The sequence below is a fragment of the Halomonas sp. LES1 genome (assembly GCF_031846005.1).
Taxonomy (GTDB): domain Bacteria; phylum Pseudomonadota; class Gammaproteobacteria; order Pseudomonadales; family Halomonadaceae; genus Halomonas.
Window position 1 is genome coordinate 289,365 of sequence record NZ_JAVRGC010000002.1, and the last position, 22,859, is coordinate 312,223.

The window sequence follows — 22,859 nt, forward strand, 5'->3', positions numbered from 1 at the left end:
TACCATGAACGATCGTATCTTCGGCATTCTGCTGATCACCCTGGCCGTCGCGTACGGCTGGGGTGCCACTCAGCTTCCGGCGCCCTTCGGGGGCAGCGAGGCGGTGGGGCCCGAGACCTTCCCGCTGCTGCTCTCCGTGGTGCTGGTCCTCGCAAGCCTCTATCTCGTCGTGCGTCCCGATCCCGACAACGCCTGGCCCTGGAGTCGCACCGGCCTGGAGCTGGTGATTGCGGTGGTGGTGCTGGTGCTTTATGCGGCGCTGCTGCAGCCACTGGGCTTTATCCTCAGTACGACCCTGGCGGTGGGTACCCTGTGCTGGCGGATGGGTAGCGCCCCGCTGCGCGCCTTCATCACCGGGGCGATCTCCGGGGTGGGGGTGTTTCTGCTGTTCAACTTTGCCCTCGATCTGGCCTTGCCGCTGGGGCTGCTCTCTTTCCTGGAGGTGAGTTGATGGAGACCCTCGGCTATCTGATCGACGGCTTCGGCGTCGCCTTGGCGCCGCATAATCTGATGTTCGCACTGCTCGGCGCCTTCCTGGGGACGCTGATCGGTGCCCTGCCGGGCCTGGGGCCGGCCAACGGGGTCGCGATTCTGATCCCGCTGGCCTTCAGCCTGGGGCTGGCGCCCGAAACGGCACTGATCATGTTGACCGCGGTCTACGCCGGGGCCATGTATGGTGGACGGATCTCCTCGATCCTGCTCAATATCCCCGGCGACGAACCGGCGATGATGACCTGCCTGGATGGCTACCCCATGGCCCGTCAGGGCAAGGCCGCCGAGGCGCTGGCGATCTCTGCGGTGGCGTCGTTCATCGGTAGCCTGATCGCCACCATCGGCCTGATCCTGCTGGCGCCGTTGCTGGCGCGGTTTGCCTTGACCTTCGGCCCCGCGGAGTATTTCGCGCTGTTTCTGCTGGCGTTTGCCACCCTGGGGGGGATCACCGGCAAGAACCCCATGAAGACGGTGGTGGCGGCCTGTATCGGTCTGATGATCGCGACGGTGGGCATCGATAACACCGGCGTGCAGCGCTACACCTTCGGCGTGCTGGAGCTTTACGAGGGGGTGGACTTCATCATCGCCATCGTCGGCCTGTTTGCCATCTCCGAGCTGCTGTTCTTTATCGAGGAGAAGGCCGGCGGTGGCAAGGACAAGATGGTCGTCAACAAGCTGTCGCTGAAGTGGGCCGATATCCGCAATATCCTCCCGTCGAGCCTCAGGGGCGGTGTGCTGGGGTTTATCGCGGGGGTGCTCCCGGGGGCGGGGGCGTCGCTGGGCAGCTTTATCGGCTATACCCTAGAGAAGAGGGTGGTCGGCAGGAAGGGCTATTTCGGCCAGGGTGACCCGCGCGGCGTGGCCGGCCCCGAAGCCGGCAACAACGGGGCCTCCAGCGGGGCGCTGGTGCCCATGCTGACGCTGGGAGTGCCGGGAAGCGGTACCACGGCGGTACTGCTGGCACTGCTGATCTCGCTGAACATCACCCCCGGTCCCTTGATGTTCACCCAGAACGCCGACATCGTCTGGGGCGTGATCGCGGCGCTGCTGATCGGCAACTTCCTGCTGCTGCTGTTGAACATTCCGTTGGTGGGGATCTTCGTGAGGCTGCTCTCGGTGCCGCCGATGTTCCTGCTGCCGATCGTGACCATGGTCGCCTTCGTGGGCATCTACTCGATCAGCAACACCACCTTCGACCTCTACTTCATGGTGGCCTTCGGCGTGGCGGGGTATCTCTTCCGCAAGCTGGAGATCCCGCTGGTGCCGATCATCCTCGGTCTTCTGCTGGGCCCCGAGATGGAGAAGAACCTGCGTCACGCCATGGATATCTCCGATGGTGACTGGACCGTGCTGTGGGATAGTGGCCTGGCCATCGGGCTGTGGGTATTCGCCGGCCTGGGGCTGATCCTGCCCTATGTCGTTGGCCCGCTGCTGCGTCGACGCATGAAGGTCGCGTCGGCATCGTCCGGCAACCCCGAAGGGGACTGAGCCTTCCACGGGGTGGCGAAGCGGGGCGTCGACACGGTCGGCGCCCCACTCTGTCATTCGAGGGCCATGGCTCGCGCACTGCGCTTTTCGTTGTGCGCGGGTATGCTGGTCCGAGCATCAGCAGAGAGTGATTCATCGGTGAGGGCGGCAGATGGTCAGGACGAGGGCACGACGCATGGGGCTGTGGATTCTGGCGGTGCTGTTGCTGGCGTGGGGCGGCATGGGTGCCTGGCAGCGCGTTAAGCCACTCCCCGACGGGGTGGGTGTGGCCTTTCCCGAGCGGCCCGCCGAGCGGGTGCGCTTTCTGGCCGACCGTACCTGGTATGACGCCGAAGGCAGGCGCCATCTCGACCAGGCCATCTTCGACGAGGCGCTGGCGTTGATCGGGCAGGCGCGTCGGCTGGTGGTGGCAGACATGTTCCTGTTCAACGACTTTGCCGGGAGTGCCGCCGGCGAAGCGTTCCGCCCCCTCTCGGCCCAACTGACCCAGGCGCTGATCGATCAGAAGCGTGACTACCCCGAGCTCGATGCCGTGGTGATCACCGACCCGCTCAACACCCTCTACGGCGGCCTCGCGCTCGATCACTTCGAGCGCCTGCGTCAGGCAGGGGTGCGGGTGGTCGAGACCGACCTGACCCGACTGCGTGCCTCCAACCCGCTCTGGTCCGGCCTCTGGCACCTGGGGCCGCGTTGGCTCGGCAATCGTGCCGATGGCGGCTGGCTGCCCAATGTGCTGGGGCCGGGGCGCGTCACCCTGCGCAGCTATCTGGACCTGCTCAACTTCAATGCCAATCACCGCAAGACGCTGGTGGTGGATCGCGGAGAAAAGTGGGCCGGGCTGGTGACCTCGGCCAACCCCCATGATGCCAGCAGCCTGCACGGCAATGTGGCGCTGGCCTTCCAGGGGGCGGCAGCGCTGGACCTGCTGGCCAGCGAGCGGAGCGTGGCGGCCTGGTCGGGCATCACCCTGCCCGGCCCCGCGTCCGCCCCGGCATCCCCGTCGCCGTCGGAGGGGGCTCGAATGCAGCTGCTGACCGAGGGCGCGATTCGGGATGCCCTGCTGGACGCCATTTCGGCCAGTGACCCCGATGACCGCCTCGACGTGGCGGTGTTCTATCTGGCCCACCGTGGGGTGATCGAGGCACTGGAGCAGGCCAGGAACCGTGGCGTGCGGGTGAGGGTGCTGCTCGATCCCAATCGCGGCGCCTTCGGCATCGAGAAGGGAGGGATCCCCAATCGGCCGGTGGCCCTCGAGCTTCATCGGCAGGGGGTGGAGGTGCGCTGGTGCGTGACGCAGGGCGAGCAGTGTCACACCAAGTTACTGCTGCGTCGTCCGGCCGGCGGCGGTCAGGGCGAGCTGATTCTGGGCTCGGCAAACTTCACTCGACGCAACCTGGATAATCTCAACCTCGAGACCAGTGTGCGCCTGGTGGGGCCGGCCGATACGCCGGCTCTCCAGGAGGCCGGGGCCTTCTTCGATGAGCGCTGGAACAGTTCGCCCGGGCGTGTCACCAGCGAGCCGTTTGGCGCCTTTGACAAGGCGTCGCTCTGGCAGCGTCTGCGCTATCGCGTCATGGAGGCGACGGGGTTATCCACCTTCTAGCACCGGTGCCAGGCGTCGCCTCGCTGGTCATCAGTCCACATGGGTGACGGCCTGGCGACGAGCATCCAGGTGCCAGGGCAGGCCGAGACGGGCATTGCGCTCCAGCTCGGCGATCACCTGGGCACCCAGCAGCAGGATGATCGCGCCGACCTCCAGGCTCAGCAGCACCACGATCAGGGTGGCCAGGGAGCCGTAGACGGCGTTCACAAACGAGAGGTTGGCGAAGTAGTAGACCAGCAGCAGGCGAACCCCCTCCCATAGCAGGGCGGCCACGAAGCCCCCTATCAGGGCGCGACGCAGGGCGATCCTGACGACCGGGAGCACCTTGTAGATGGCGCTGAACAGCAGGAATACCCCGACGAAGCTGGTCAGGTTGAGCAGCGGCTCGGAGAGCCCGGCCAGGGGCAGACCGTGTCCCGTCAATGCCAGCATCAGGGCATTGAGACCGCTGAACAGGCTGACCACCAGGGTGAGTGCCAGCAGGCCCGCCCCCAGCACCACCATAAAGGCGTAGGGGAGCAGTACCGAGACCCAGACGCTCCTCCCCTGGTGCTGGGAGTCCGGGGTGTGGAAGATGATCGCCAGGGCATCCTCGAGCATGCGAAAGGCGAAGGAGCTGAACAGCAGCAGGATGGGAAAGCCCAGCAGGCCGATCACCTCGCGCGACTCGAGCAGGGCGCGCACGGCATCGAGCAGTACCTCGGCGTGGGCCGGTGCCAGGTGGCGGGCCTGGATCGAGAGCACCTCCAGCAGGTGCGCCCTGTCGACCACCTCGGCCAGCAGCACCACCAGCAGGGCAAACAGCGGCACGATGGAGAGCAGGATGTTGTAGCCTACCCCGCCGGCGAGCAGCATCCCGCGGTTGCGCAGAAAGGCACAGAGTACCCGCCACAGGAAACGTGTGACCCGCGGAAGCAGAGTGAGAGCAGGGGAGTGAGCAGGTGAGGGGGATGTCATCGGCATGGCGATCCGCGGGAAGTCCCTCATCATACGCCCGCTCGGCCATCTGTCGTCAACGCGACACTTCGGTGTCAACCAGGCGTCTCCGGCGGGGAGTGCGCATGGCGGCGTGTTACCGGAGGCCGCATAATGCGGTGGAACCTTTACTGGTGACTCCCCCCTTATTTCTCCGTTATTCACCTTCTTTCGACATTGAGACTCCATGGCAAAATTCGAAGAGATCGGCACCGCTTCCATTCCTGGTCAGGGCACCAGGCTGCGCCTGCTCAAGCGCAATGATGAGTTCTCCATTCGCATCGCAGGGGCTCCCGGTGAGCTGATGAATACCCGCCTGCACGGCTCCGAGGACGCCCTGGCCGAGCTGGCGTGTCGGCGGGTTGCCGAGCGTCCTGGTGCCCGGGTGCTGGTGGGCGGCCTTGGCATGGGCTTTACCCTGGCGGCGGCACTCGCCGCCCTGGGCGAGGATGCGGAGGTCGTGGTGGCCGAGCTGGTGCCCGGCGTGGTGGAGTGGAACCGAGGGTCGCTGGGTGCTGCCGCCGGCCATCCGCTGAACGATGCGAGAACGCGGGTCGTGGTGGGAGATGTCGGAGAGCTGCTGCGGGACGAGCCCGGCGGCTTCGATGCCATCCTGCTCGATGTCGACAACGGCCCCGAGGGGCTGACACGCCGGGAGAATGACTGGCTCTACTCGCCGAAGGGGCTGGCCGCCGCCCAGCGGGCGCTGCGTCCCGACGGGGTGCTGGCGGTGTGGTCGGCCGGCGAGGATCCGGCCTTCACCGAGCGCCTGCGCCGGGTCGGTCTGCTGGTCGAGACGGTCACGGTGCGTGCCCAGCGCCCGGGCAAGGGGGCCAGGCACTGCATCTGGCTGGCTTACTGAAATGCCGGCCAGGCGAGTCGAAGTGACGCTTCCTTGCCTGCCCCGGCAGCTTGCGAACAGGATCTTATTCCCAGGGAGAACCTCACGATGAATGAAACGGTTGGCGGGGAGCGACTCTCCAAGCGGCTGGCTCGTGAGCTGCCCTGCTCACGCCGCGAGGCCGAACTCTATATTGCCGGAGGTTGGGTGAGCGTCGACGGCCGGGTCGTCGAGGAGCCCCAGTTCAAGGTCGTCGACCAGGCGATCACGCTGCTGCCGGGAGCCATCCCCCGGGAGATTCCGCCGGCGACGCTGCTCTACCACCGTCCTGCCGACATGGACGCTAGCGAGGGAGAGGATCTGGCTAGATGCGTGATTCGCAAGGCCACCCACTGGTCGGAGGACCCTGCCGGAAAGGGGGTGTTGAAGGCGCATTTTCGTGGCCTGGTCACCTGCCTGCCGCTGGGGCCCGCGGAAACGGGCTTGCTGGTGTTCACCCAGGACCGTGGTGTTATCCGACGCCTCGAGGAGAAGCGCTCGCGGCTGGAGGAGGAGTGGCTGGTGGATGTGACCGGCAGCCTGGACGAGCATGGGCTGGCGGCGCTGAGGGAGGGCTCGACGCTAACCGGCCAGCGCCTGACGGCGTGCAAGGTCAGCTGGCAAAGCGAGAATCGGCTACGCTTCGCCGCCAAGGGGGTGACCCCGGGTCAGTTCGAGTCGATGTGCCGGGCCGTGGGGCTGGGCGTGGTGGCTAGCCGGCGCCTGCGCATCGGTGGCGTGTCACTGGGTGCGGTGCCGGCCGGGCGATGGCGCTACCTGCGTCGCGACGAGCGCTTCTAACGCCCGGCGACGGCACACGGCGGCCCTTTCCCCGGTCGGTGCCGCTCTGTATGCTGATTCTGAGAACTGGTCACAGCTTGACTTCGGCCATCGAGTGCCGAGCGGGTGTCGACCCTCAGGCTGAATCAATAATGAAAAGGATGCATCCATGTCGGAAACCAGTCAGACATCACCGTTCAAGGACAATCGCGTGCGTGGCCTCGCCGGGGTGGCAGCCGTCGGCATCGTCTGGGCGATCATCGCCCAGTCCAGTGCCGGCAGCCACAAGGAGGCGCGGGAGACGCTGGAGGCCGAGATGGCGGTGCTCGAGTCGCGCAACCAGGCATTGAGCACTCAGCTGGAGGAGCACAGACAGGCCGGCGAGGAGGTCGAGGCGCTGGAGGCCGAAATCGCCGAACTCGAGCAGCGTCGTCAGGCCCTGGAGGACGATGTCCAGGCGCGTGAAGCCGAGGCACAGGAGCGCCTGGAAGCCGTTCAGGCCGAGATCACCAGCGCCGAGAGCCGAATCGAGGAGCTGCAGGAGTCCCAGCAGGCCCTGGAGACCAGTATCGCGACCCTCGAAGAGGAGCAGGCGACGCTCGAGCAGGCCCTGAAGGAGCTGAAGCAGGAGCGCGATACCGTGGAGCAGGCGCGGCATGACGCCGAAGAGGCGCGTGAGTCCGCCGAGAGTGCCCGCCAGGAGGCCGAGGCCCAGCGCCAGGAGGCCGAGCAGGCGCGCCAGACCGCGGTGGAGGAGCGTCAGGCAGCCGAGGAGGCACGTCAGCAGGCGGAGTCCAGCCTGGATGGCCTGAAGGAAGAGATCGCCTCTCTGGAGGAGAGCAAGGCGACGCTCAAGGAGGAGGTCGAGTCCAGCAAGGCCGAGCTCGATGAGCTGCAGACTCGGCTGACGGAGCTTGGTGAAGAGCGTGATGCCCTGACTCAGGAGCTTGATTCACTGGGCAAGGAGCGTGATGCGGCCCAGCAGGCGGTCAAGGATGCCCAGCGTCAGCTCGAGGATACCCAGCTTGCCATCGACATCGGTCGTGATGAGCTTGCCGACGTGGAGAGCAAGGTCGAGAGTCGAGAGACGCAGCTTCAGGAGCTGGAGTCCCAGCTGGCCTCCTGGCGTCGCAAGCTCGAGTCGCTGGAGATGGGTAGCGAGGCGTCAAGCGCCGCGAGCGGCGAGGCGGCATCGCCCTCGGCCACCCAGAGTGAAACCGGCGAGGACACCGAGGCTGGAAGTGCCCAGCAGGGCAGTGAGGCGTCGAGCGAGCAGGGTGGTGATGAAGCGTCGGCCCAGGGCAAGGAGAGTGAAGCCGCCGACCCTGAGTCGGATGCCAAGGATGAAGTCGAGGCATCCACTCAGCAAGATTGAGAGGGGCCGACCTCGGCCAGGGATATGCGGTGGCGGGCCTTCAAGGCCCGCCATTCGTTTATGGCGGGTTCGGTCGTCTTGCCCCAGGGCGTATAATGGTACTTAGCCTGTCGGCCGCGAGCCGGCCCGATGAATCTAAAGAGAAGGAGCAGGACGTGATCGAAGGGGTCAAGCATATTGTCGCCGTGGCATCCGGCAAGGGCGGCGTCGGCAAGTCCACCGTCACCGTTAACCTGGCCCTGGCCATGGCGGCGGAAGGCTATCGCGTGGGCATCCTGGATGCCGATATCCACGGCCCCAGCCAGGCCCAGATGCTTGGCGTGGGAGAAGGCGTTCGGCCTCAGGGCGCCGGCGAGAATGCCATGCATCCGCTCCAGGCCCATGGCATTCAGGCCATGTCCATGGCCTTCATGGTCGATATCCGTGAGCCCATGGTGTGGCGCGGGCCGATGGTGGCGGGTGCCTTCCAGCAGCTCATGAATCAGACCGTCTGGGACGACCTGGACTACCTGTTTATCGACATGCCCCCGGGCACCGGCGATATTCAGCTGACCCTGGCCCAGAAGGTGCCGGTGGATGGCGCGGTGATCGTCACCACCCCCCAGGATATCGCGCTGCTGGACGCTCGCAAGGGCATCGAGATGTTCCGCAAGGTCAATGTGCCGGTGCTCGGGGTGGTGGAGAACATGTCGTTGCATACCTGCTCGAGCTGCGGTCATGCGGAGCCGATCTTCGGCGAGGGTGGCGGCGAGCGTATCGCCCAGGAGTACGAAACCCGTGTGCTGGGGCGTCTGCCACTCGCGCTCTCCATCCGCGAGCAAGTCGATGGTGGCCGGCCCACGGTGGTGGCCGAGCCGGAGGGCGAGGTGACCGGCACCTTCCGGGACATGGCGCGCCAGGTAGTTGCACAGCTGCAGGGGAAGAGCAGCGACGGGCCGAGCATCTCGTTCAGCGACTGAGCCTTGAACAAGCGGGGCGGCGTGACGCCCGTGCCCGGGGCCGTTATCATGGCGGCCCCGGGCACTGTCTGCCCCCGACTTTCACAGCCGCAGGATAGGTTTCGATGAGCATCAAGTCCGACAACTGGATTCGCCGCATGGCCGAGCAGGAGGGGATGATCGAACCCTTCGAGGCCGATCAGGTTCGCTATGTGAACGAGCGTCGGGTGATCTCCTACGGAACGTCCAGCTACGGGTACGACGTGCGTTGTGCCGACGAGTTCAAGGTGTTCACCAATATTCATTCGGCGGTCGTGGATCCCAAGGCCTTCGACGACAAGAGCTTCGTCGATGTGAAGGGGGACGTCTGCGTGATCCCGCCGAACTCCTTTGCCCTGGCGCGCACCGTGGAGTACTTCCGCATCCCGCGCAGTGTGCTGACCATCTGCCTGGGCAAGTCCACCTATGCCCGTTGTGGCATCATCGTCAACGTGACCCCGCTGGAGCCCGAGTGGGAGGGGCATGTCACCCTGGAGTTCTCCAATACCACCAACCTGCCGGCCAAGATCTATGCCAACGAGGGCGTGGCCCAGATGCTGTTCCTGGAGTCCGACGAGGTGTGTGCGACCTCCTACAAGGATCGTGGCGGAAAATATATGGGCCAGCGGGGTGTGACCCTGCCGCGTACCTGAGACCCGGGCTGCACCCGGGTGCTGTCAGCCACAAGCTTGAAGCCGTCAGAAAAAGCGAACCCCACCGCCGCAAGGCTGGTGAGGTTCGCTTTTGACTATCTGGCTTTCAGCTTACGGCTCCAGATCCTCGTCCAGCTCCTCGGCGGCATCGGCATGGGACATGCGCAGGCCCTGAGGCGGTAGCGGCGTGCCATCCAGCGTCGCCCCCTGGCCCGTGAACTGCAGGCGTCCCTCCAGGCACCACTTCACGGCGATGGGGTAGATCAGGTGCTCCCGGGCATGCACCTTCTCCTTCAGCGTTTCCTCGCTCTCCCCTTCGGCGAGCTCGACCACGGCCTGCATCAGGACCGGTCCGCCGTCGAGCTCCTCGGTAACGAAGTGCACGCTGCAGCCGTGCTGGGTGACGCCGTCGGCCAGTGCCCGGGCATGGGTATTGAGGCCCTGGTAGTCGGGCAGCAGCGACGGGTGGATATTGATCAGTCGTCCCATGAAGCGCTGCACGAAACGCGGGGTGAGAATACGCATGAAGCCGGCGAGGACGACCAGGACCGGCTCGTGGCGCTCGATCACCTTGATCAGGGCGCCATCGTAGGCGTCGCGGCTCTCGTACTCGCGGTGGGGCAGCACCACGGCATCGATACCCGCCTCCCGAGCACGAGTCAGCCCGTAGGCATCGGGCTCGTTGGAGACGACCGCGACGATCTCGCCACCCAGCTCGTCGTGGGTCTGGGCATCGATCAGCGCCTGAAGGTTGCTGCCGTTGCCGGAGATCAGCACCACCACCCGGCGGGTGTCAGCGGGTTCCGGGGTGAAGTCCTGCAAGGTGTCGCTCTCGTAACGCTCGCTCATCCTGCCAGGTTCTCCAGGATCACCTGTTCACCCTCGGCCTCGCCGGCGACGATCTCGCCGATACGGTAGACCGTCTCGCCCTGCGCCTGAAGGTGGGCACGCGCCTCGTCGGCCTTCTCGGCCGGCACCACGATGACCATGCCGATGCCGCAGTTCAGTACCCGGTACATCTCCTCCTCGGCCACATTGCCCTGCTCGCGCAGCCACTCGAAGATCGCCGGGCGCTCCCAGGCGGTGACATCGACCCGGGCGGCGAGCCCTTCGGGCAGTACCCGGGGCAGGTTCTCGGTGAGGCCACCGCCGGTGATATGGGAGAGGGCATGGACCGGAACGGCACTCTCCTTGATCAACGACAGCAGCGGCTTCACGTAGATGCGTGTCGGTGCCATCAGCGCATCGCCCAGCGACTCGCCGTCGAGCTCGGTATCCAGCGAGGCACCGGAGACCTCCAGGATCTTGCGAATCAGCGAATAGCCGTTGGAGTGGGGGCCGGATGAGGCCATGCCCAGCAGCACGTCGCCCTCGGCGACACGCTTGCCGTCGAGGATCTCGGACTTCTCCACGATGCCGACGCAGAAGCCGGCCAGGTCATAGTCGCTGCCGGTGTACATGCCAGGCATCTCGGCGGTCTCGCCGCCGACCAGCGCACAGCCGGCCTTCTCGCACCCGACGCCGATGCCTTCGACCACATCGGCGGCGATCTCCACATCGAGCTTGCCCGTGGCATAGTAGTCGAGGAACTGTAGCGGTTCGGCACCGGCCACGACCAGGTCGTTGACACACATCGCCACCAGATCGATGCCGATGGTGTCGTGGCGGCCCAGATCCATGGCCAGGCGCAGCTTGGTGCCAACGCCATCGGTGCCCGAGACCAGTACCGGCTCGCGGTAGCCCGCGGGCAGTTCACAGAGGGCGCCGAAGCCACCTAGTCCACCCATCACTTCCGGCCGGGTGGTACGCTTGGCGACCCCCTTGATGCGGTCGACCAATGCGTTGCCGGCGTCAATATCGACACCGGCGTCCTTGTAGCTGAGCGAGGGGCGTTTGGAGGAGTCGGTCATCGGGAGTCCTGTCGGGTAGTCGATGCAGCGAGAGTCGCCGCATGGTAGGCAAATCAGGGCCAGAATTGTAGCATCACCGCGAACGGCTGGCAGCCCGTCGGCGGTCGCGAAACAAGGAGGTAGCAATGCGCAGGCAGTGGTGGGTTGCAGCCGGGGTGGCAGCGCTGGCGTTGTGGTTCTTTATCAGTATCGAGCCGGTGTTGATGCCGTTCTTCGTCAGCATGGTGCTGGCCTATCTCGGTGATCCCCTGGCCGACCGCCTGGAGGCACTGGGACTCTCCCGTCGACTCTCCGTATCGCTGGTGTTCCTGCTGCTGATACTGGTCATCGTGGTCGCCCTGCTGCTGGTCGTGCCGGTGCTGGGGCGTCAGCTCGGCCAGCTGGTGGAGTCGCTGCCGGCGGTGCTCAGCTGGGTGCAGCAGACGATGGTGCCGAGGGTCCAGTCGTTGACCGGCCTGGACCTTACCACCGATATCGACGCCCTGCGTCAGGCGGTGGTGGATAACTGGAAGGAGACCGGCACCTTCGCGGCGACCCTGCTCTCCGGGGTATCGCGCTCGGGTCTGGCGCTGGCCGGCTGGATCGGCAATCTGGCGCTGATTCCTGTCGTCACCTTCTATCTGCTGCTCGACTGGGACGTCCTGGTGGCCAAGGTGCGTGACTGGCTGCCGAGGCGCTGGGAAGATACCGCGAAGCGCCTGGCCGGCCAGTGTGACGAGGTGCTGTCGTCGTTCCTGCGCGGCCAGCTGATCGTGATGCTGTGCCTGGGCATCATCTATGCCATCGGCCTCACGCTGCTGGGCGTGCGTTTCGGCCTGTTGATCGGCCTGTTGTCGGGGCTGGCCAGCATCGTGCCCTATCTGGGTGTCATCGTCGGCATCAGCGTGGCGGGGGTGGTGGCCTTCTTCCAGAGCGGTGAGTGGTGGATGCTGCTGGGCGTGGCCGCCGTGTTCGGTTTCGGCCAGGTGGTCGAGAGCGTGGTGCTGCAGCCCAAGCTGCTGGGCGACAAGATAGGTCTGCATCCGGTGGCGGTGATCTTCGCGGTACTGGCCGGTGGCAACCTGTTCGGCTTTACCGGAGTGCTGCTGGCGCTGCCGGCCGCGGCCGTGATCATGGTACTCTTGCGGGAACTCAATGCCCGTTACAAGAGTAGTGCCTTGTACGACGAGACCCACAATCATCGCCACGACAAGGAGTCACCATGAGCCGTGCGCCCGCGCAGCTGCCACTGGGCGTGGGGCTGCGTGACGATGCCACCTTCGCCAACTTTCACGCCGGTCCCAATGCCACCCTGGTGGGGCGCCTGGCCCAGCAGCTGGAACAGGAGGGGGAGCCCTTCCTCTACCTGTGGGGCGCGCCGGGCGTGGGGCGGAGCCATCTTCTTCAGGCGGCCTGCCACGGGGCCTCGGATCAGGATCGGCGTGCGCTGTATCTGCCGCTGGAGGAGCTTGGCCACTTCCCCCCGCTGATGCTCGAGGATATCGAGCGTCTGGATCTGGTGGCCATCGATGATCTGGAGCGGGTGGTGGGCCGGCCGCGCTGGGAGGAGGCGCTGTTTCACGCCTACAACCGCCTGCGTGATGCCGGAAAGCGACTGATAGTGGCCGCCGAGGCGCCACCACGCCAGCTACCCGTGAAGTTGCCCGACCTGGCCTCGCGCCTGATCTGGGGCGTGACCTTTCATGTCCAGGGGCTGGATGATGCGGGGCGCCTGGCTGCCCTCCAGCTACGCGCCCGGGTGCGTGGCATGCTGCTCACCGATGATGTGGCTCGCTATATCCTGCACCGCGGCCCACGCCGGCTCGACGAGCTGTTCCGCCTGCTGGAGGAGCTGGATCGGGCCTCGCTCTCCGCCCAGCGCAAGCTGACCATCCCCTTCGTCAAGCAGGCGCTGGGCTGGTAGAGCCACCGCGGTGTCAGCGTGAGAGTGACACCTCCCGCTGCTGGCCGTTACCCAGCGAGATCTGGCGGATCACCACCCTGGGCTTGCCACTCCGGGGATCGGGGCCGGCGCCCGAGACGTAGAACTCGCCGGCGGGCAGGCCGGCGAGCCGAAAATAGCCGTTGCCATCGGTACGCGTGGTGTGGGTGTACTCCCTCGCCCTGGGGTCGGCGGGCTCCACGGCGATGCCGGCCAGGGCCTTCTCGGCAGCCTCGGCCGAGTAGCTGGTGACCGGTGCCACCGAGACGCCGGCATCGGGGATGGGTTGCCCGCTCAGCGTCAGCCGACCGGATACGACTGCGCTGCCCTGCTTGTCGAGCCTGGCATACTCATCCTCCGGAAAGGCGACCTCCCTGGCGGCGCGTGGAGGCGTCGCTTCGCGTCGCTCCTGGCGAACCTCCCGGGGAGCGTCGCGCTGGGTTTCACCTCGCTCGATGACTTCGATGCGCTCTGTGGGGGCGGGGGGGACGACCTCGCAGCCAGCCAGCACCAGTGCCGCCAGAACGAGGGGGATATGGCGTTTCATGATGAGCTTCCTATCCGGTTTCATGTCGATGGGCGCCCCGTGCCTCGACCAAGGGTAGCGTAAAAGGGGCGCCGAAGGCAGGTCGTCACCAACGCAAACCGCCGCCTTGGTGGGGCGGCGGTTCAGGCTCTCGCGGAGCGCGGGGAGGGCAGCCCCTCCCTGGTGTCAGTGCTTACTGGCTGGCCTTGGTGCTGGCCGCCTGAGCCTGCTTGACACTCTCCTCGGTCAGCTTCTGGCTCTGCTGGACAAAGTCCTGCTGCAGGGAAGCGACCTTTTCGGCGTCACCCTTGAGGCGCTCGGCCAGGTCCTTGGCGACCTTCTGCTGGCCTTCCATGTAGGAGCGCAGGCCTTCGGCATCCTTCACGCTCATCAGGCTGCGAAGCTGGGCCAGGCCGGTATCGGTGTAGGCCTTGGTGGCGTCCAGCTGGGCGTGGGCCAGCTTCTCGCTGTAGTCCACCGCCAGGTTGGCATAGGCGCGTGCCGGGGCGAAGAAGATGGACTCGAACTGCTTGGTATCGAAGGCCTTGGTGTCGAAGTTGAAGGCGTTCATCATGGTGGAACCTCCTGGTTTCACTGTGCACATGGGAGCGATTTCTGCTCTGTTGCAATGCACAATAGCAGGGCGTCTTGTGCAGCGCAACATTGATATCGCCGATTATCTCGACAAGCGCAGGGAGAGGTGGGCCTTGCCGAATCCGCCCGGTGGCACCATGGTGGGAGGGAGTCATTCATTGCCCACATCAGGAGGCGAGAGATGAACGCGACACGTAGCGAACGTGACAGCATGGGAGCACTGGAGGTGCCGGCGGAGGCGCTCTATGGGGCCCAGACCCAGCGTGCGGTCAACAATTTCCCGGTCTCGGGTCAGGCGATGCCGGCCCCCTTCATCCATGCCATCGCCCGCATCAAGCTGGCCGCGGCACGGGTAAATGCCGAGCTGGGCCTGCTCGATGCCAAACGCGCGGAGGCGATCGTCACCGCCGCCGAGAAGGTGATTCGTGGTGAGCATGATGATCACTTCCCGGTGGACGTCTTCCAGACCGGCTCCGGTACCTCCAGCAACATGAACGTCAACGAGGTGCTGGCCAACCTTGCCAGCCGTGAGGGGGTGGAGGTGGGCCCCAATGACCATGTCAATATGGGGCAGTCCAGCAACGACGTGATTCCCACCGCCATTCATGTCGCGGCGGCGCTGGAGGTGACCAACCGGCTACGGCCCGCCCTGGTGCATTTGCGTGAGACCATCGATCATCGCGCCACTGAGCTTGACGGTGTGGTCAAGACCGGTCGCACCCATCTGATGGACGCCATGCCCTTGCGCATGAGCCAGGAGCTGGGTGGCTGGTCGAGCCAGCTGGGGCAGGCGATCGAGCGTTTCGACAGTGCCCTGGTCAGGCTCTGTCGGCTGGCGCAGGGGGGCACGGCGGTAGGAACGGGGATCAATGCCCATCCCGAATTTGCCACCCGTATGGCCGCGGAGCTCTCCGCCCAGACCGGTCTCGCCTTTACCCCCAATGACAGCTTCTTCGCCAGCCTGGGTTCCCAGGATGCGGCGGTGGAGCTCTCCGGCCAGCTCAGGGGCCTGGCCTGCGTGATCATGAAGATCGCCAATGACCTGCGCTGGATGAACTCCGGTCCACTGGCGGGCCTCGGCGAGATCGAGCTCGAGGCCCTGCAGCCGGGCAGCTCGATCATGCCGGGCAAGGTCAACCCGGTCATTCCGGAATCGGCGGCCCAGGCGGCCGCTCAGGTGATCGGGCTCGATACCGCGGTTACCGTTGCCGGGCAGAGCGGCAATTTCCAGCTCAATGTGATGCTGCCGCTGGTGGCTCACAACCTGCTGAGCTCGATCACCCTGATGAGCAACACCGCCTGGCTGCTCGGCAATCGGACCATCGCCACTTTCCAGGTGCGTGAAGACAAACTCGCCGAGCCGCTGTCACGCAACCCCATCCTGGTCACGGCGCTGAACTCGGTGATCGGCTACAACGCTGCGGCGGCCATCGCCAAGCAGGCCTATCAGGCCGGCAGGCCGATCATCGAGGTGGCTGAGGAGCAGACCGAACTCTCCCGCGAGGAGCTGGAGCGGCTGCTGGACCCGGCCGCGTTGACGCGAGGTGGCATTCCGCAATAGGCCCGGAGCTCGGCTACACCGAGAGCTGTAAGCTATGGTCTTTAAGCTGTAAGAAAAAAACCTGTCAAAAAGCCTGGTACCCACATACTGGCTTACGGCTTACGGCTTACGGCTTACGGCTTACTCTTGCTGCTCTTGCACCTTGCCCTCGCGAGCGGTTTTCCGAGCCTTGCGGTGCTCGGCCTGTTCGGCCTCGGGGGTGTCATGCTCATCGGCCCGGACAGGCCGGAAGCAGAGCGTGCTCAGGATCGGAAAGTGGTCCGAGCCGAAGCCGTCGAGTCGCTTCAGCTCGCGCAGGGTGAAGTGTTCACTGGTGAAAACGTGATCCAGCGGCCAGCGCAGCAGGGGATACCTGGCATGGAAGGTGCTGAACATGCCGCGACCACGGCGTGGGTCGAGCATGCCGCTGACCCGGCAGAACAGCCGGGTGGTGCGTGACCAGGCGACATCGTTGAGATCTCCGGCCACCAGTGTCGGTACCGGATCCGCGTGGATGGCCCTGCCGACCAGCATCAGTTCCGCGTCGCGCCACAGGGACTCCTTGCTCTCACCGGGGGCAGGCGGACGCGGATGCAGGGCATGGAAGCGGATTTCGTCGCCGCAGCGTAGCCGGACGCCGGTCAGAATCGATGGAATGTCGTCCTGAATCAGCCACTCGACCCGGGGTGAGATCAGGGGCAGGCGGGAGTAGAGGTGCATGCCATAGAGGTTGTCCAGCGGAATCCGCACGGCATGCGGCCACTCCTGGTTCAGGGCGTCATCCAGTTGCTCCTGCCACCAGCCATCCGACTCCAGCGTCAGCACGATATCGGGTCGGTGGTCGTGTATCTGGGTGATCAGACCCTGAGCATTGCGGTTGGGCGTGAGCACATTGGCGATCAGCAGCGTCAGGCAGCGATCATCGTTGCCCGGCTCGGCCGCCTTCACCTGTACCGGCCATAGTGGGGTCCACGGCAGCACATAGGCGAGCTGGATCGCCACGACCAGCAGGCTGGCGCCCAGGCCGACCCACGACCAGGGGCTGTCGGCGAATGCCCCGATGGGCAGCAGCAGCAGGGCGGCACTGGCCAGCTGCACGCGGGGGAATTCGGCGATGCGGATCCACCACCAGGTGACGCGCAGCCGGGCCGCCAGGGTAATGACGAGCAGCAGCAGGGCAAGCGCGGTGTAGAGAATGGAGATCATGGCGCTGGCTCTCTTGTAAGGTATGGCGCCAGCATACTCCGTCGCGTTTCCTGGCTCGACTGTTGCTGGCTCGACTGTTGCTGGCTCGACTGTTGCTGGCTCGACTGTTGCTGGCTCGGTCATTGCCGCTTCGCCTGGAGCACGCGGACTCGACTAGATGACGCGGCGGCGCAGCAGGGCGGTGATGGCCTCGCCGACCAGGACCAGCAGGATGATGGCGACCAGGATGGTAGCCACCGTCTGCCAGGCGAAGGTGTCGATGGAGCCCTGCAGGATCACGCCGATGCCGCCGGCTCCGACCAGCCCCAGCACCGTGGATTCCCGGATATTGATATCCCAACGCAGGATGACGATGGCGAAGAAGGCAGGAACCACCTGGGGAACGATGGCATAGACGATCACCTTCGCCTTCGAGGCGCCGGTGGCTTCCATGGCCTCCACCGGGCGGCGGTCGATCTCCTCGATGGCCTCACCCATCAGCTTGCCGATGAACCCCACCGAACGACACATGATGGCGAGTATTCCGGCCAGCACGCCGGGGCCGAAGATCGCCACGAACAGCAGTGCCCAGATGATGGTATTGACCGAGCGGCTCGCCACCAGGATAAAGCGGCCTAGCCACATGCAGGCACGATTGGGCGTGGTGTTCTGGGCGGCGATATAGGAGACCGGCAGGGCGATGAAGATGGTCAGCATGGTGGCAAGGGTAGCGATATGCACGGTCTCGACCATGGCATCGAGGATCTCGCCGAGTCGGCTCGGGTCCGGCGGCCACATGCGAGACCCCAGGCTCGAGATCTGGTTGGGCGCATCCCACACCCAGGGCCAGAAGATGTCGATATCGCGTACCGCCCAGACCACCAGCATCAGCGTCACCAGCATCGCGCCATAGCGGGCAAGCTGTTCCCGGGGGTTGTGGCGTCGCCAGATGCGAGCGGCCAGCAGGTCGTCGTTGTCTACCATATCCTCTTCCTTACCCAGCCGCTGACGCCCTCGCTGATGAGTATCACCGCGATGATCACCAGCAGGATGGCGAAGGCGAAGTCATAGTCGTAGCGCCCGAAGGCATTCATCAGGGTGCTGCCGATGCCCCCCGCTCCGACGATCCCGACCACCGCGGAGGCGCGCAGATTGCTGTCGAGCTGATACATCGAAAGCCCTACCTGGCGTGGCAGGATCTGGGGGAAGACGGCATAGTGGAGCGTTGCCAGGTAGCCGGCGCCGGTGGAGCGCATGGCCTCCACCTGGCCCCAGTCGATCTCCTCGATCTCCTCGGCGAGCAGCTTGCCGACGAAGCCGATGGAGTAGAGGGTCAGGGTCAGGATCCCTGCCAGGGGGCCGAAGCCGACGGCCGCCACGAACAGAATGGCGACGATCACCGGGTGGAAGCTGCGAGACACGATGATCACCGTGCGGCCCAGCAGGTAGATCGGCAGGGGGGCGATGTTGCGTGCCGCCATCACCGCAAAGGGGATCGACAGCAGGACCCCGAGCAGAGTGGCGAGAATGGCGATCTGCAGGCTCTCCGTGAAGCCGGTCAGCAGCAGGTCGAAGCGGGAGAAGTTCGGCGGAAAGCCACCGCCGAAGATGCGCGCCGCCCGTGGCAGCCCTTCGCCGATGCGCTCCCAGTTGAAGGGCAGGGTGGCCAGTGCCCAGCTCAGATAGCCTGCCAGCAGGACCAGCAGGCCATAGCGCAACAGGGGGTTGGCGATAAAGGGCGGCTTGCGCCAGGCGCGGGCGTCGCTCTTCTCGCTGGGATCAGGTCGGGTCATGATCGCTCTCCCGCTCCTCCGAGCCCGTCTCGGGTGTCGTGGTCGCGTCTTCCGGCGACTCGATGCCGCCGTAGATGGCGTCCAGTGCCTCCTTGTCGAACTCGCCGGGCGTGCCATCGAAGATCATGGTGCCATGTCGCAGGCCGACGATACGGTCGGTGTAGCTCCTGGCCTGGGCCACGTTATGGATATTGATCAGTACCGGCAGCGATAGCTCGCTGGCCAGGCTCTGCAGCAGCACCATGATCTGCTCCGAGGTGCGTGGGTCCAGTGACGCCGTGGGCTCGTCGGCCAGCAGCACCTCCGGCTCCTGCATCAGGGCGCGCACCACCCCTACCCGCTGGCGCTCACCCCCGGAGAGTTCGTCGGCACGCTTGTTGGCATAGTGAGCGATCCCCACGCGTTCCAACAGCACGAAGGCGCGCTCGATATCCTCCGCCGGAAAGCGGCGTGTCACGGCCTGGAAGAGGCTGACGTAGCCCAGCCGGCCGGCCAGCACATTCTCCATCACGGTGAGGCGGTCGATCAGGTTGAAGCCCTGGAAGACCATGCCGATCTTGCGTCGCACGCGGCGCAGATCCCGCCGGCGAAGGTTGACGATCTCCGTGCCGTTGAGCGTGATCGATCCCGAGGTGGGCTCCACGAGTCGGTTGATGCAGCGCAGCAGGGTGCTCTTGCCGGCGCCGGAGGCCCCGACGATGGCGACGACACTATTGCCCTCCACGGCCAGGTCGAGCCCCTTGAGCACGGGCTCGTCCTGACCGTAGCGCTTGATCAGGTTGGTTATCTCCAGCATCGGCGGATCCAGGCAGGCGAAGGAGCGACGGAGTGACAGAGACGCCGGCCTTGGAGCCGGCCGGCGTCGTCTTGTCAGCGAGGATTACTCGAGGTTATCGGGGGTGTACTCGACCCCGTTGGCACTCTGGATGGTGCGGATCACCTTCCAGTGCTCCTGATAGTTGATGGGGATAAACTTCTCGACCCCCTCGAACTCCTCGCCCAGCTCGGTGCCGGCGAAGTCGAAGCTGAAGAAGGCCTCCTCGATCCTGTCGACCAGGTCCGGGTGCAGGTTATGGGCGTAGTTGTAGGAGGTGGTCGGGAAGCTGTCCGACTCATAGAGGATCTTGACGTCATCCGGGTCATACAGACCACGGGCGGCCATGCGCTCGACGACCTCCGAGGCGACCGGGGCGGCGTCGTAGTCCTGGGCCACCACGCCGAGCATGGACTGGTCGTGGCTTCCGGAGTAGACCACCTCATAGTCTTCGCCAGGGACGATGCCCATCTCGGGGAACAGGGCTCGCGGCGCCTGGTTGCCGGAGTTGGAGGTGGGCGAGGTATGGGCGACCCGCTTGCCCTTGAGATCCTCCAGCTCGTCGATGCCGGAGTCGACGTGGGTGTAGAGCTGAAGGGTGTAGCCGAAACGCCCGTCGTCGGAGCCCATCAGCGCGAAGGGCACGGCCCCCGCCAGGTTGACGGCGAAGGGGGTGGGGCCGGTGGAGAAACCGGCAATATGCAGGCGACCGCTGCGCATCGCCTCGACCTGAGCCGAGTTGGACTGCACGGCGAAGAAGCGCACATCGCGTCCGGTCACCTCCTCGAGGTGTTCGATGAATGGCTGCCAGATATCGGAATAGATCGCCGGATCTTCCACCGGGGTGTAGGCGAAGATCAGGGTGTCGGGGTCGGCCCACTCGGACTCGTCGGTCGGGCGGTCGGCGACCATGTCGCCGTTCTCGTCGCAGTAGATGGCATCCAGGGCGCCGCGTTCGCACTCCTCCTGAGCCTGGGCCTGGGTCGCGGCCAGCAGGGAGAGGGGCAGCAGCGAGGAGAGGGCCAGCGTGGCGAGCGGGAGCTTTCGAGACCGGAAAGGATGGTGGATCATGGTGTGCCTCGTGAGATTATTGTTGTGTGACGCGTTCGGAAATCGACATGTGAATGATTGATTCCGAATACCATCAACCCAATCTAGAGTTCGGGATGAAAGCATGTCAACCACTTTCCCTGCCGTGAAAGGTCAGTGGCAGAACCGTTACCTGCTGATGCGCCATGGCCACAGCCTGGCCAACCAGCAGGGAGTGATCATCAGCTCGCCGGAGCGCGGGCTGGCCGATTACGGCCTCTCCCGCCAGGGGCAGCAGCAGCTCGATCGTCTGCTGTCTAACTGGCACTGGGCGGTCCCCGACCGCATCCTGCATTCGGACTTCCGGCGTACCAGCGAGACGGCAGAGCGCATCGCAGGGCACTTCGGGCTCGAGCTCGACGCCGAGCCGCGCCTGCGGGAACGCCACTTCGGCAGCCTCGAGGGCGAACAGGATGACCGCTATGCCGAGGTCTGGGCCAGTGATGCCCGCGACCCGGGCCACCACCATGCGGGGGTAGAGAGCGTGGTCGAGGTGGCGGCACGGATGCGGGCGGTGATCGCCGAGCTGGAGCGGCGCCATAACGGGGAGAGCATCCTGCTGGTCAGCCACGGAGATCCGTTGCAGATCCTGCTGACCGCCCTGGAGGGACGTGAGCTGAGCCGGCATCGCGAGCGCGAGCCGCTCAGCCCGGCGAGCATCACCCTCTTGCCGTCGGCGCCTGCTGTTCCGGGTGGCGGCTGATCCGTCGGGCCAGGTAGTGATCCAGCTGCTGTTGCTGGTCGGCCGTCAGGCTCAGTCCGAGCTTGGTTCGCCGCCACAGGATGTCATCGAGGGAGCGCGCCCACTCCCGTTCGATAAGGTAGTCCACCTCGGCGGCCGTCAGTCCGGCGCCGAATGCCTCGCCGAGGGCGGCCTGGGAGTCCTTGCCGTCGAGAAAGGTGTGGCACAGGCTGCCATAGGTGCGTGCAAAGCGCCGCGCCTGGGCGGTATCCAGAAAGGGATGGCTCGTCAGCAGGCGTGCCTCGAAGCCGGCCTGGTCGCCGATATCCCCCCCGGGCAGTGGGGTGGCGGCGGTCCAGGTGGCGGCCATCCTTGGGAGATATGGGCTCAGGGCCGTCAGGGCCGCCTCGGCGAGCTTTCGGTAGGTGGTGATCTTGCCGCCGAATACCGAGAGCAATGGGGCGCCCTGGGTGTCCAGGTCGAGAGTGTAGTCTCGGGTCATGGCCGAAGGATCCGCCGACTCGTCGTCGCAGAGTGGGCGTACGCCGGAGAAGGTGCGGATTACGTCATCACGGGTGAGCCGGGCGGTGAAGTGAGCGTTGATCACCGAGAGCAGGTAGTCGACCTCCTCCTCGCTGGCTTCGACCTTGGCGGGGTCGCCCCGGTAGCGCCGGTCGGTGGTGCCGATCAGGCTGAACCCCTCATCATAGGGCAGCACGAAGACGATGCGTCCGTCGCTGTTCTGAAGGATAAACGCCCGCTCATCCTGGTTGAGGCGGGGCACCACCAGATGGCTGCCCTGGATCAGGCGCACCCCGTAGCGTGAAGTCCTTCTGGCCTGGCGACTTATCACCTCTTCCACCCATGGGCCGGCGGCGTTGACCAGGGTGCGGCAACGCCGGGTCAGGCGTCGGCCCGAGTCGCACTCTTCCAGCTCGATCTCCCATTGACCCTCCGCCTCCTTGATCCCGATACAGCGTGTGCCGACCATGATCTCGGCGCCGTTGTCGCGAGCCTGGATGGCATTCAGCACCACCAGACGGGCGTCATCCACCCAGCAGTCGGAGTATTCGAATCCGCGGGTGATCTCGGGGATCAGGCCCAGGTCTGGGGTAAGCGTGATGGCCCGTGAGCCAGGCAGTTTCTTGCGCTTGCCGAGATGATCGTAAAGGAACAGCCCGGCACGCAGCATCCAGGTCGGACGCAGGTGAGAGCGGTGCGGGAGGATGAAGCGCAGTGGCCAGATGATATGCGGGGCCTTGGCGAGCAGCACCTCACGCTCGCGCAGGGCCTCGCGCACCAGGCGAAACTCGTGATGCTCCAGATAGCGCAAGCCACCGTGGATCAGCTTGCTGCTGGCCGACGAGGTGGCGCCGGCGAGGTCCCCCTGCTCGCACAGGCCGACCGTCAGGCCACGGCCGGCGGCATCGTTGGCAATGCCGCTGCCGTTGATGCCGCCGCCGATCACGAAGAGGTCGAGCACCTCATCGGACGTATCGTTCATGGGGCTTCCTTCCGGAGTATCCGGCGTCGCATGATGTTTGAATTCGAAAATAGACGAAAGCAAAACGAACATCAAGGC

At 65.4% G+C, this 22,859-nt stretch carries 23 protein-coding genes; 12 read left to right on the top strand and 11 right to left on the bottom strand.

Going from position 1 to position 22,859, the window contains the following annotated elements:
* The first annotated feature begins 4 nt into the window (after positions 1-4).
* The 3 genes from RM463_RS05545 to RM463_RS05555 all read left to right on the top strand — a co-directional run bounded on the left by RM463_RS05545 (position 5) and on the right by RM463_RS05555 (position 3,583).
* Positions 5-451, top strand: a complete 447-nt coding sequence (locus tag RM463_RS05545) for a tripartite tricarboxylate transporter TctB family protein (protein WP_195689382.1) — start codon at positions 5-7, stop codon at positions 449-451.
* Positions 451-1,980, top strand: coding sequence for a tripartite tricarboxylate transporter permease (locus RM463_RS05550; protein WP_311429595.1), 1,530 nt, complete (start codon positions 451-453; stop codon positions 1,978-1,980). Before RM463_RS05545 ends, RM463_RS05550 begins: the two co-directional genes overlap by 1 nt.
* A 175-nt stretch (positions 1,981-2,155) precedes the next feature.
* Positions 2,156-3,583 carry a phospholipase D family protein gene (locus RM463_RS05555; RefSeq protein WP_311429297.1) on the top strand — a complete coding sequence of 476 codons (1,428 nt, stop codon included), beginning with the start codon at positions 2,156-2,158 and terminating at the stop codon, positions 3,581-3,583.
* Between the two features lie 30 nt (positions 3,584-3,613).
* On the opposite strand, the gene RM463_RS05560 is transcribed toward RM463_RS05555, so the two are convergent.
* Positions 3,614-4,540 carry a YihY/virulence factor BrkB family protein gene (locus RM463_RS05560; protein ID WP_311429596.1) on the bottom strand — a complete coding sequence of 309 codons (927 nt, stop codon included), beginning with the start codon at positions 4,538-4,540 and terminating at the stop codon, positions 3,614-3,616.
* Between the two features lie 205 nt (positions 4,541-4,745).
* On the opposite strand from RM463_RS05560, the gene RM463_RS05565 reads away from it, so the two are divergent.
* The 5 genes from RM463_RS05565 (at position 4,746) to dcd (ending at position 9,223) form a co-directional block, all read left to right on the top strand.
* Entirely contained in the window at positions 4,746-5,420 is a 675-nt protein-coding gene (locus RM463_RS05565) for a hypothetical protein (protein WP_195689380.1), read from the top strand.
* Between the two features lie 87 nt (positions 5,421-5,507).
* Entirely contained in the window at positions 5,508-6,239 is a 732-nt protein-coding gene (locus RM463_RS05570) for an RNA pseudouridine synthase (protein WP_311429298.1), read from the top strand.
* Positions 6,240-6,387: 148 nt separating this feature from the next.
* Complete coding sequence (locus RM463_RS05575) at positions 6,388-7,593, top strand: hypothetical protein (RefSeq protein ID WP_311429299.1); 1,206 nt, start codon at positions 6,388-6,390, stop codon at positions 7,591-7,593.
* Positions 7,594-7,751: 158 nt separating this feature from the next.
* Positions 7,752-8,552 (top strand): iron-sulfur cluster carrier protein ApbC, encoded by an 801-nt coding sequence (apbC, locus tag RM463_RS05580; RefSeq protein ID WP_409228418.1) that lies wholly within the window; start codon positions 7,752-7,754, stop codon positions 8,550-8,552.
* 104 nt (positions 8,553-8,656) lie between these two features.
* Positions 8,657-9,223, top strand: coding sequence for a dCTP deaminase (gene dcd / locus RM463_RS05585; RefSeq protein ID WP_132042428.1), 567 nt, complete (start codon positions 8,657-8,659; stop codon positions 9,221-9,223).
* Positions 9,224-9,334: 111 nt separating this feature from the next.
* Here the strand turns inward: dcd and purN are convergent, their stop codons facing one another.
* Together purN and purM are read right to left on the bottom strand one after the other, a co-directional pair.
* Positions 9,335-10,072 (bottom strand): phosphoribosylglycinamide formyltransferase, encoded by a 738-nt coding sequence (gene purN, locus RM463_RS05590; protein WP_311429301.1) that lies wholly within the window; start codon positions 10,070-10,072, stop codon positions 9,335-9,337.
* On the bottom strand, positions 10,069-11,133 hold the full coding sequence (purM, locus tag RM463_RS05595) for a phosphoribosylformylglycinamidine cyclo-ligase (RefSeq protein WP_311429302.1): 1,065 nt from the start codon (positions 11,131-11,133) through the stop codon (positions 10,069-10,071). Before purM ends, purN begins: the two co-directional genes overlap by 4 nt.
* 125 nt (positions 11,134-11,258) lie before the next feature.
* On the opposite strand from purM, the gene RM463_RS05600 reads away from it, so the two are divergent.
* Both RM463_RS05600 and hda read left to right on the top strand, forming a co-directional pair.
* On the top strand, positions 11,259-12,338 hold the full coding sequence (locus RM463_RS05600; RefSeq protein ID WP_311429303.1) for an AI-2E family transporter: 1,080 nt from the start codon (positions 11,259-11,261) through the stop codon (positions 12,336-12,338).
* Positions 12,335-13,036 carry a DnaA regulatory inactivator Hda gene (gene hda / locus RM463_RS05605; protein WP_311429304.1) on the top strand — a complete coding sequence of 234 codons (702 nt, stop codon included), beginning with the start codon at positions 12,335-12,337 and terminating at the stop codon, positions 13,034-13,036. Before RM463_RS05600 ends, hda begins: the two co-directional genes overlap by 4 nt.
* A gap of 13 nt (positions 13,037-13,049) precedes the next feature.
* On the opposite strand, the gene RM463_RS05610 is transcribed toward hda, so the two are convergent.
* Both RM463_RS05610 and RM463_RS05615 read right to left on the bottom strand, forming a co-directional pair.
* Complete coding sequence (locus RM463_RS05610) at positions 13,050-13,601, bottom strand: carboxypeptidase-like regulatory domain-containing protein (RefSeq protein WP_311429305.1); 552 nt, start codon at positions 13,599-13,601, stop codon at positions 13,050-13,052.
* A gap of 172 nt (positions 13,602-13,773) precedes the next feature.
* Positions 13,774-14,151, bottom strand: coding sequence for a phasin family protein (locus RM463_RS05615; RefSeq protein ID WP_409228416.1), 378 nt, complete (start codon positions 14,149-14,151; stop codon positions 13,774-13,776).
* 204 nt (positions 14,152-14,355) lie between these two features.
* On the opposite strand from RM463_RS05615, the gene RM463_RS05620 reads away from it, so the two are divergent.
* Complete coding sequence (locus RM463_RS05620; protein WP_195689370.1) at positions 14,356-15,735, top strand: lyase family protein; 1,380 nt, start codon at positions 14,356-14,358, stop codon at positions 15,733-15,735.
* 120 nt (positions 15,736-15,855) lie between these two features.
* Here RM463_RS05620 and RM463_RS05625 read toward each other — a convergent pair whose 3' ends face one another.
* The 5 genes from RM463_RS05625 to phnD form a co-directional block, all read right to left on the bottom strand.
* Entirely contained in the window at positions 15,856-16,920 is a 1,065-nt protein-coding gene (locus RM463_RS05625) for an endonuclease/exonuclease/phosphatase family protein (RefSeq protein ID WP_311429306.1), read from the bottom strand.
* Positions 16,921-17,073: 153 nt separating this feature from the next.
* Positions 17,074-17,883, bottom strand: coding sequence for a phosphonate ABC transporter, permease protein PhnE (phnE, locus tag RM463_RS05630; RefSeq protein WP_311429307.1), 810 nt, complete (start codon positions 17,881-17,883; stop codon positions 17,074-17,076).
* Positions 17,877-18,692: a phosphonate ABC transporter, permease protein PhnE gene (gene phnE, locus RM463_RS05635; RefSeq protein WP_311429308.1), complete on the bottom strand. Its 816-nt coding sequence runs from the start codon at positions 18,690-18,692 to the stop codon at positions 17,877-17,879. Before phnE (RM463_RS05635) ends, phnE (RM463_RS05630) begins: the two co-directional genes overlap by 7 nt.
* Positions 18,679-19,488, bottom strand: a complete 810-nt coding sequence (phnC, locus tag RM463_RS05640) for a phosphonate ABC transporter ATP-binding protein (protein WP_311429309.1) — start codon at positions 19,486-19,488, stop codon at positions 18,679-18,681. The genes phnE (RM463_RS05635) and phnC overlap by 14 nt, the downstream gene beginning before the upstream one ends.
* Before the next feature lie 84 nt (positions 19,489-19,572).
* On the bottom strand, positions 19,573-20,577 hold the full coding sequence (phnD, locus tag RM463_RS05645) for a phosphate/phosphite/phosphonate ABC transporter substrate-binding protein (protein ID WP_311429310.1): 1,005 nt from the start codon (positions 20,575-20,577) through the stop codon (positions 19,573-19,575).
* A gap of 103 nt (positions 20,578-20,680) precedes the next feature.
* Here phnD and RM463_RS05650 point away from each other — a divergent pair, with 103 nt between their 5' ends.
* Entirely contained in the window at positions 20,681-21,298 is a 618-nt protein-coding gene (locus RM463_RS05650; RefSeq protein ID WP_311429311.1) for a histidine phosphatase family protein, read from the top strand.
* Here RM463_RS05650 and glpD read toward each other — a convergent pair.
* Positions 21,255-22,781: a glycerol-3-phosphate dehydrogenase gene (gene glpD / locus RM463_RS05655; protein ID WP_311429312.1), complete on the bottom strand. Its 1,527-nt coding sequence runs from the start codon at positions 22,779-22,781 to the stop codon at positions 21,255-21,257. The two genes, RM463_RS05650 and glpD, sit on opposite strands and share 44 nt — an antisense overlap.
* Positions 22,782-22,859 lie beyond the last annotated feature (78 nt).

What these genes read in the sequence shown, in the direction of transcription:
- RM463_RS05545 (WP_195689382.1), top strand. Translation starts at nt 5, where the DNA reads ATGAACGATCGTATCTTCGGCATTCTGCTGATCACCCTGGCCGTCGCG.
- RM463_RS05550 (WP_311429595.1), top strand. Translation starts at nt 451, where the DNA reads ATGGAGACCCTCGGCTATCTGATCGACGGCTTCGGCGTCGCCTTGGCG.
- RM463_RS05555 (WP_311429297.1), top strand. Translation starts at nt 2,156, where the DNA reads ATGGGGCTGTGGATTCTGGCGGTGCTGTTGCTGGCGTGGGGCGGCATG.
- RM463_RS05560 (WP_311429596.1), bottom strand. Translation starts at nt 4,540, where the DNA reads ATGACATCCCCCTCACCTGCTCACTCCCCTGCTCTCACTCTGCTTCCG.
- RM463_RS05565 (WP_195689380.1), top strand. Translation starts at nt 4,746, where the DNA reads ATGGCAAAATTCGAAGAGATCGGCACCGCTTCCATTCCTGGTCAGGGC.
- RM463_RS05570 (WP_311429298.1), top strand. Translation starts at nt 5,508, where the DNA reads ATGAATGAAACGGTTGGCGGGGAGCGACTCTCCAAGCGGCTGGCTCGT.
- RM463_RS05575 (WP_311429299.1), top strand. Translation starts at nt 6,388, where the DNA reads ATGTCGGAAACCAGTCAGACATCACCGTTCAAGGACAATCGCGTGCGT.
- dcd (WP_132042428.1), top strand. Translation starts at nt 8,657, where the DNA reads ATGAGCATCAAGTCCGACAACTGGATTCGCCGCATGGCCGAGCAGGAG.
- purN (WP_311429301.1), bottom strand. Translation starts at nt 10,072, where the DNA reads ATGAGCGAGCGTTACGAGAGCGACACCTTGCAGGACTTCACCCCGGAA.
- purM (WP_311429302.1), bottom strand. Translation starts at nt 11,133, where the DNA reads ATGACCGACTCCTCCAAACGCCCCTCGCTCAGCTACAAGGACGCCGGT.
- RM463_RS05600 (WP_311429303.1), top strand. Translation starts at nt 11,259, where the DNA reads ATGCGCAGGCAGTGGTGGGTTGCAGCCGGGGTGGCAGCGCTGGCGTTG.
- hda (WP_311429304.1), top strand. Translation starts at nt 12,335, where the DNA reads ATGAGCCGTGCGCCCGCGCAGCTGCCACTGGGCGTGGGGCTGCGTGAC.
- RM463_RS05610 (WP_311429305.1), bottom strand. Translation starts at nt 13,601, where the DNA reads ATGAAACGCCATATCCCCCTCGTTCTGGCGGCACTGGTGCTGGCTGGC.
- RM463_RS05615 (WP_409228416.1), bottom strand. Translation starts at nt 14,151, where the DNA reads ATGAACGCCTTCAACTTCGACACCAAGGCCTTCGATACCAAGCAGTTC.
- RM463_RS05620 (WP_195689370.1), top strand. Translation starts at nt 14,356, where the DNA reads ATGAACGCGACACGTAGCGAACGTGACAGCATGGGAGCACTGGAGGTG.
- RM463_RS05625 (WP_311429306.1), bottom strand. Translation starts at nt 16,920, where the DNA reads ATGATCTCCATTCTCTACACCGCGCTTGCCCTGCTGCTGCTCGTCATT.
- phnE (WP_311429307.1), bottom strand. Translation starts at nt 17,883, where the DNA reads ATGGTAGACAACGACGACCTGCTGGCCGCTCGCATCTGGCGACGCCAC.
- phnE (WP_311429308.1), bottom strand. Translation starts at nt 18,692, where the DNA reads ATGACCCGACCTGATCCCAGCGAGAAGAGCGACGCCCGCGCCTGGCGC.
- phnC (WP_311429309.1), bottom strand. Translation starts at nt 19,488, where the DNA reads ATGCTGGAGATAACCAACCTGATCAAGCGCTACGGTCAGGACGAGCCC.
- phnD (WP_311429310.1), bottom strand. Translation starts at nt 20,577, where the DNA reads ATGATCCACCATCCTTTCCGGTCTCGAAAGCTCCCGCTCGCCACGCTG.
- RM463_RS05650 (WP_311429311.1), top strand. Translation starts at nt 20,681, where the DNA reads ATGTCAACCACTTTCCCTGCCGTGAAAGGTCAGTGGCAGAACCGTTAC.
- glpD (WP_311429312.1), bottom strand. Translation starts at nt 22,781, where the DNA reads ATGAACGATACGTCCGATGAGGTGCTCGACCTCTTCGTGATCGGCGGC.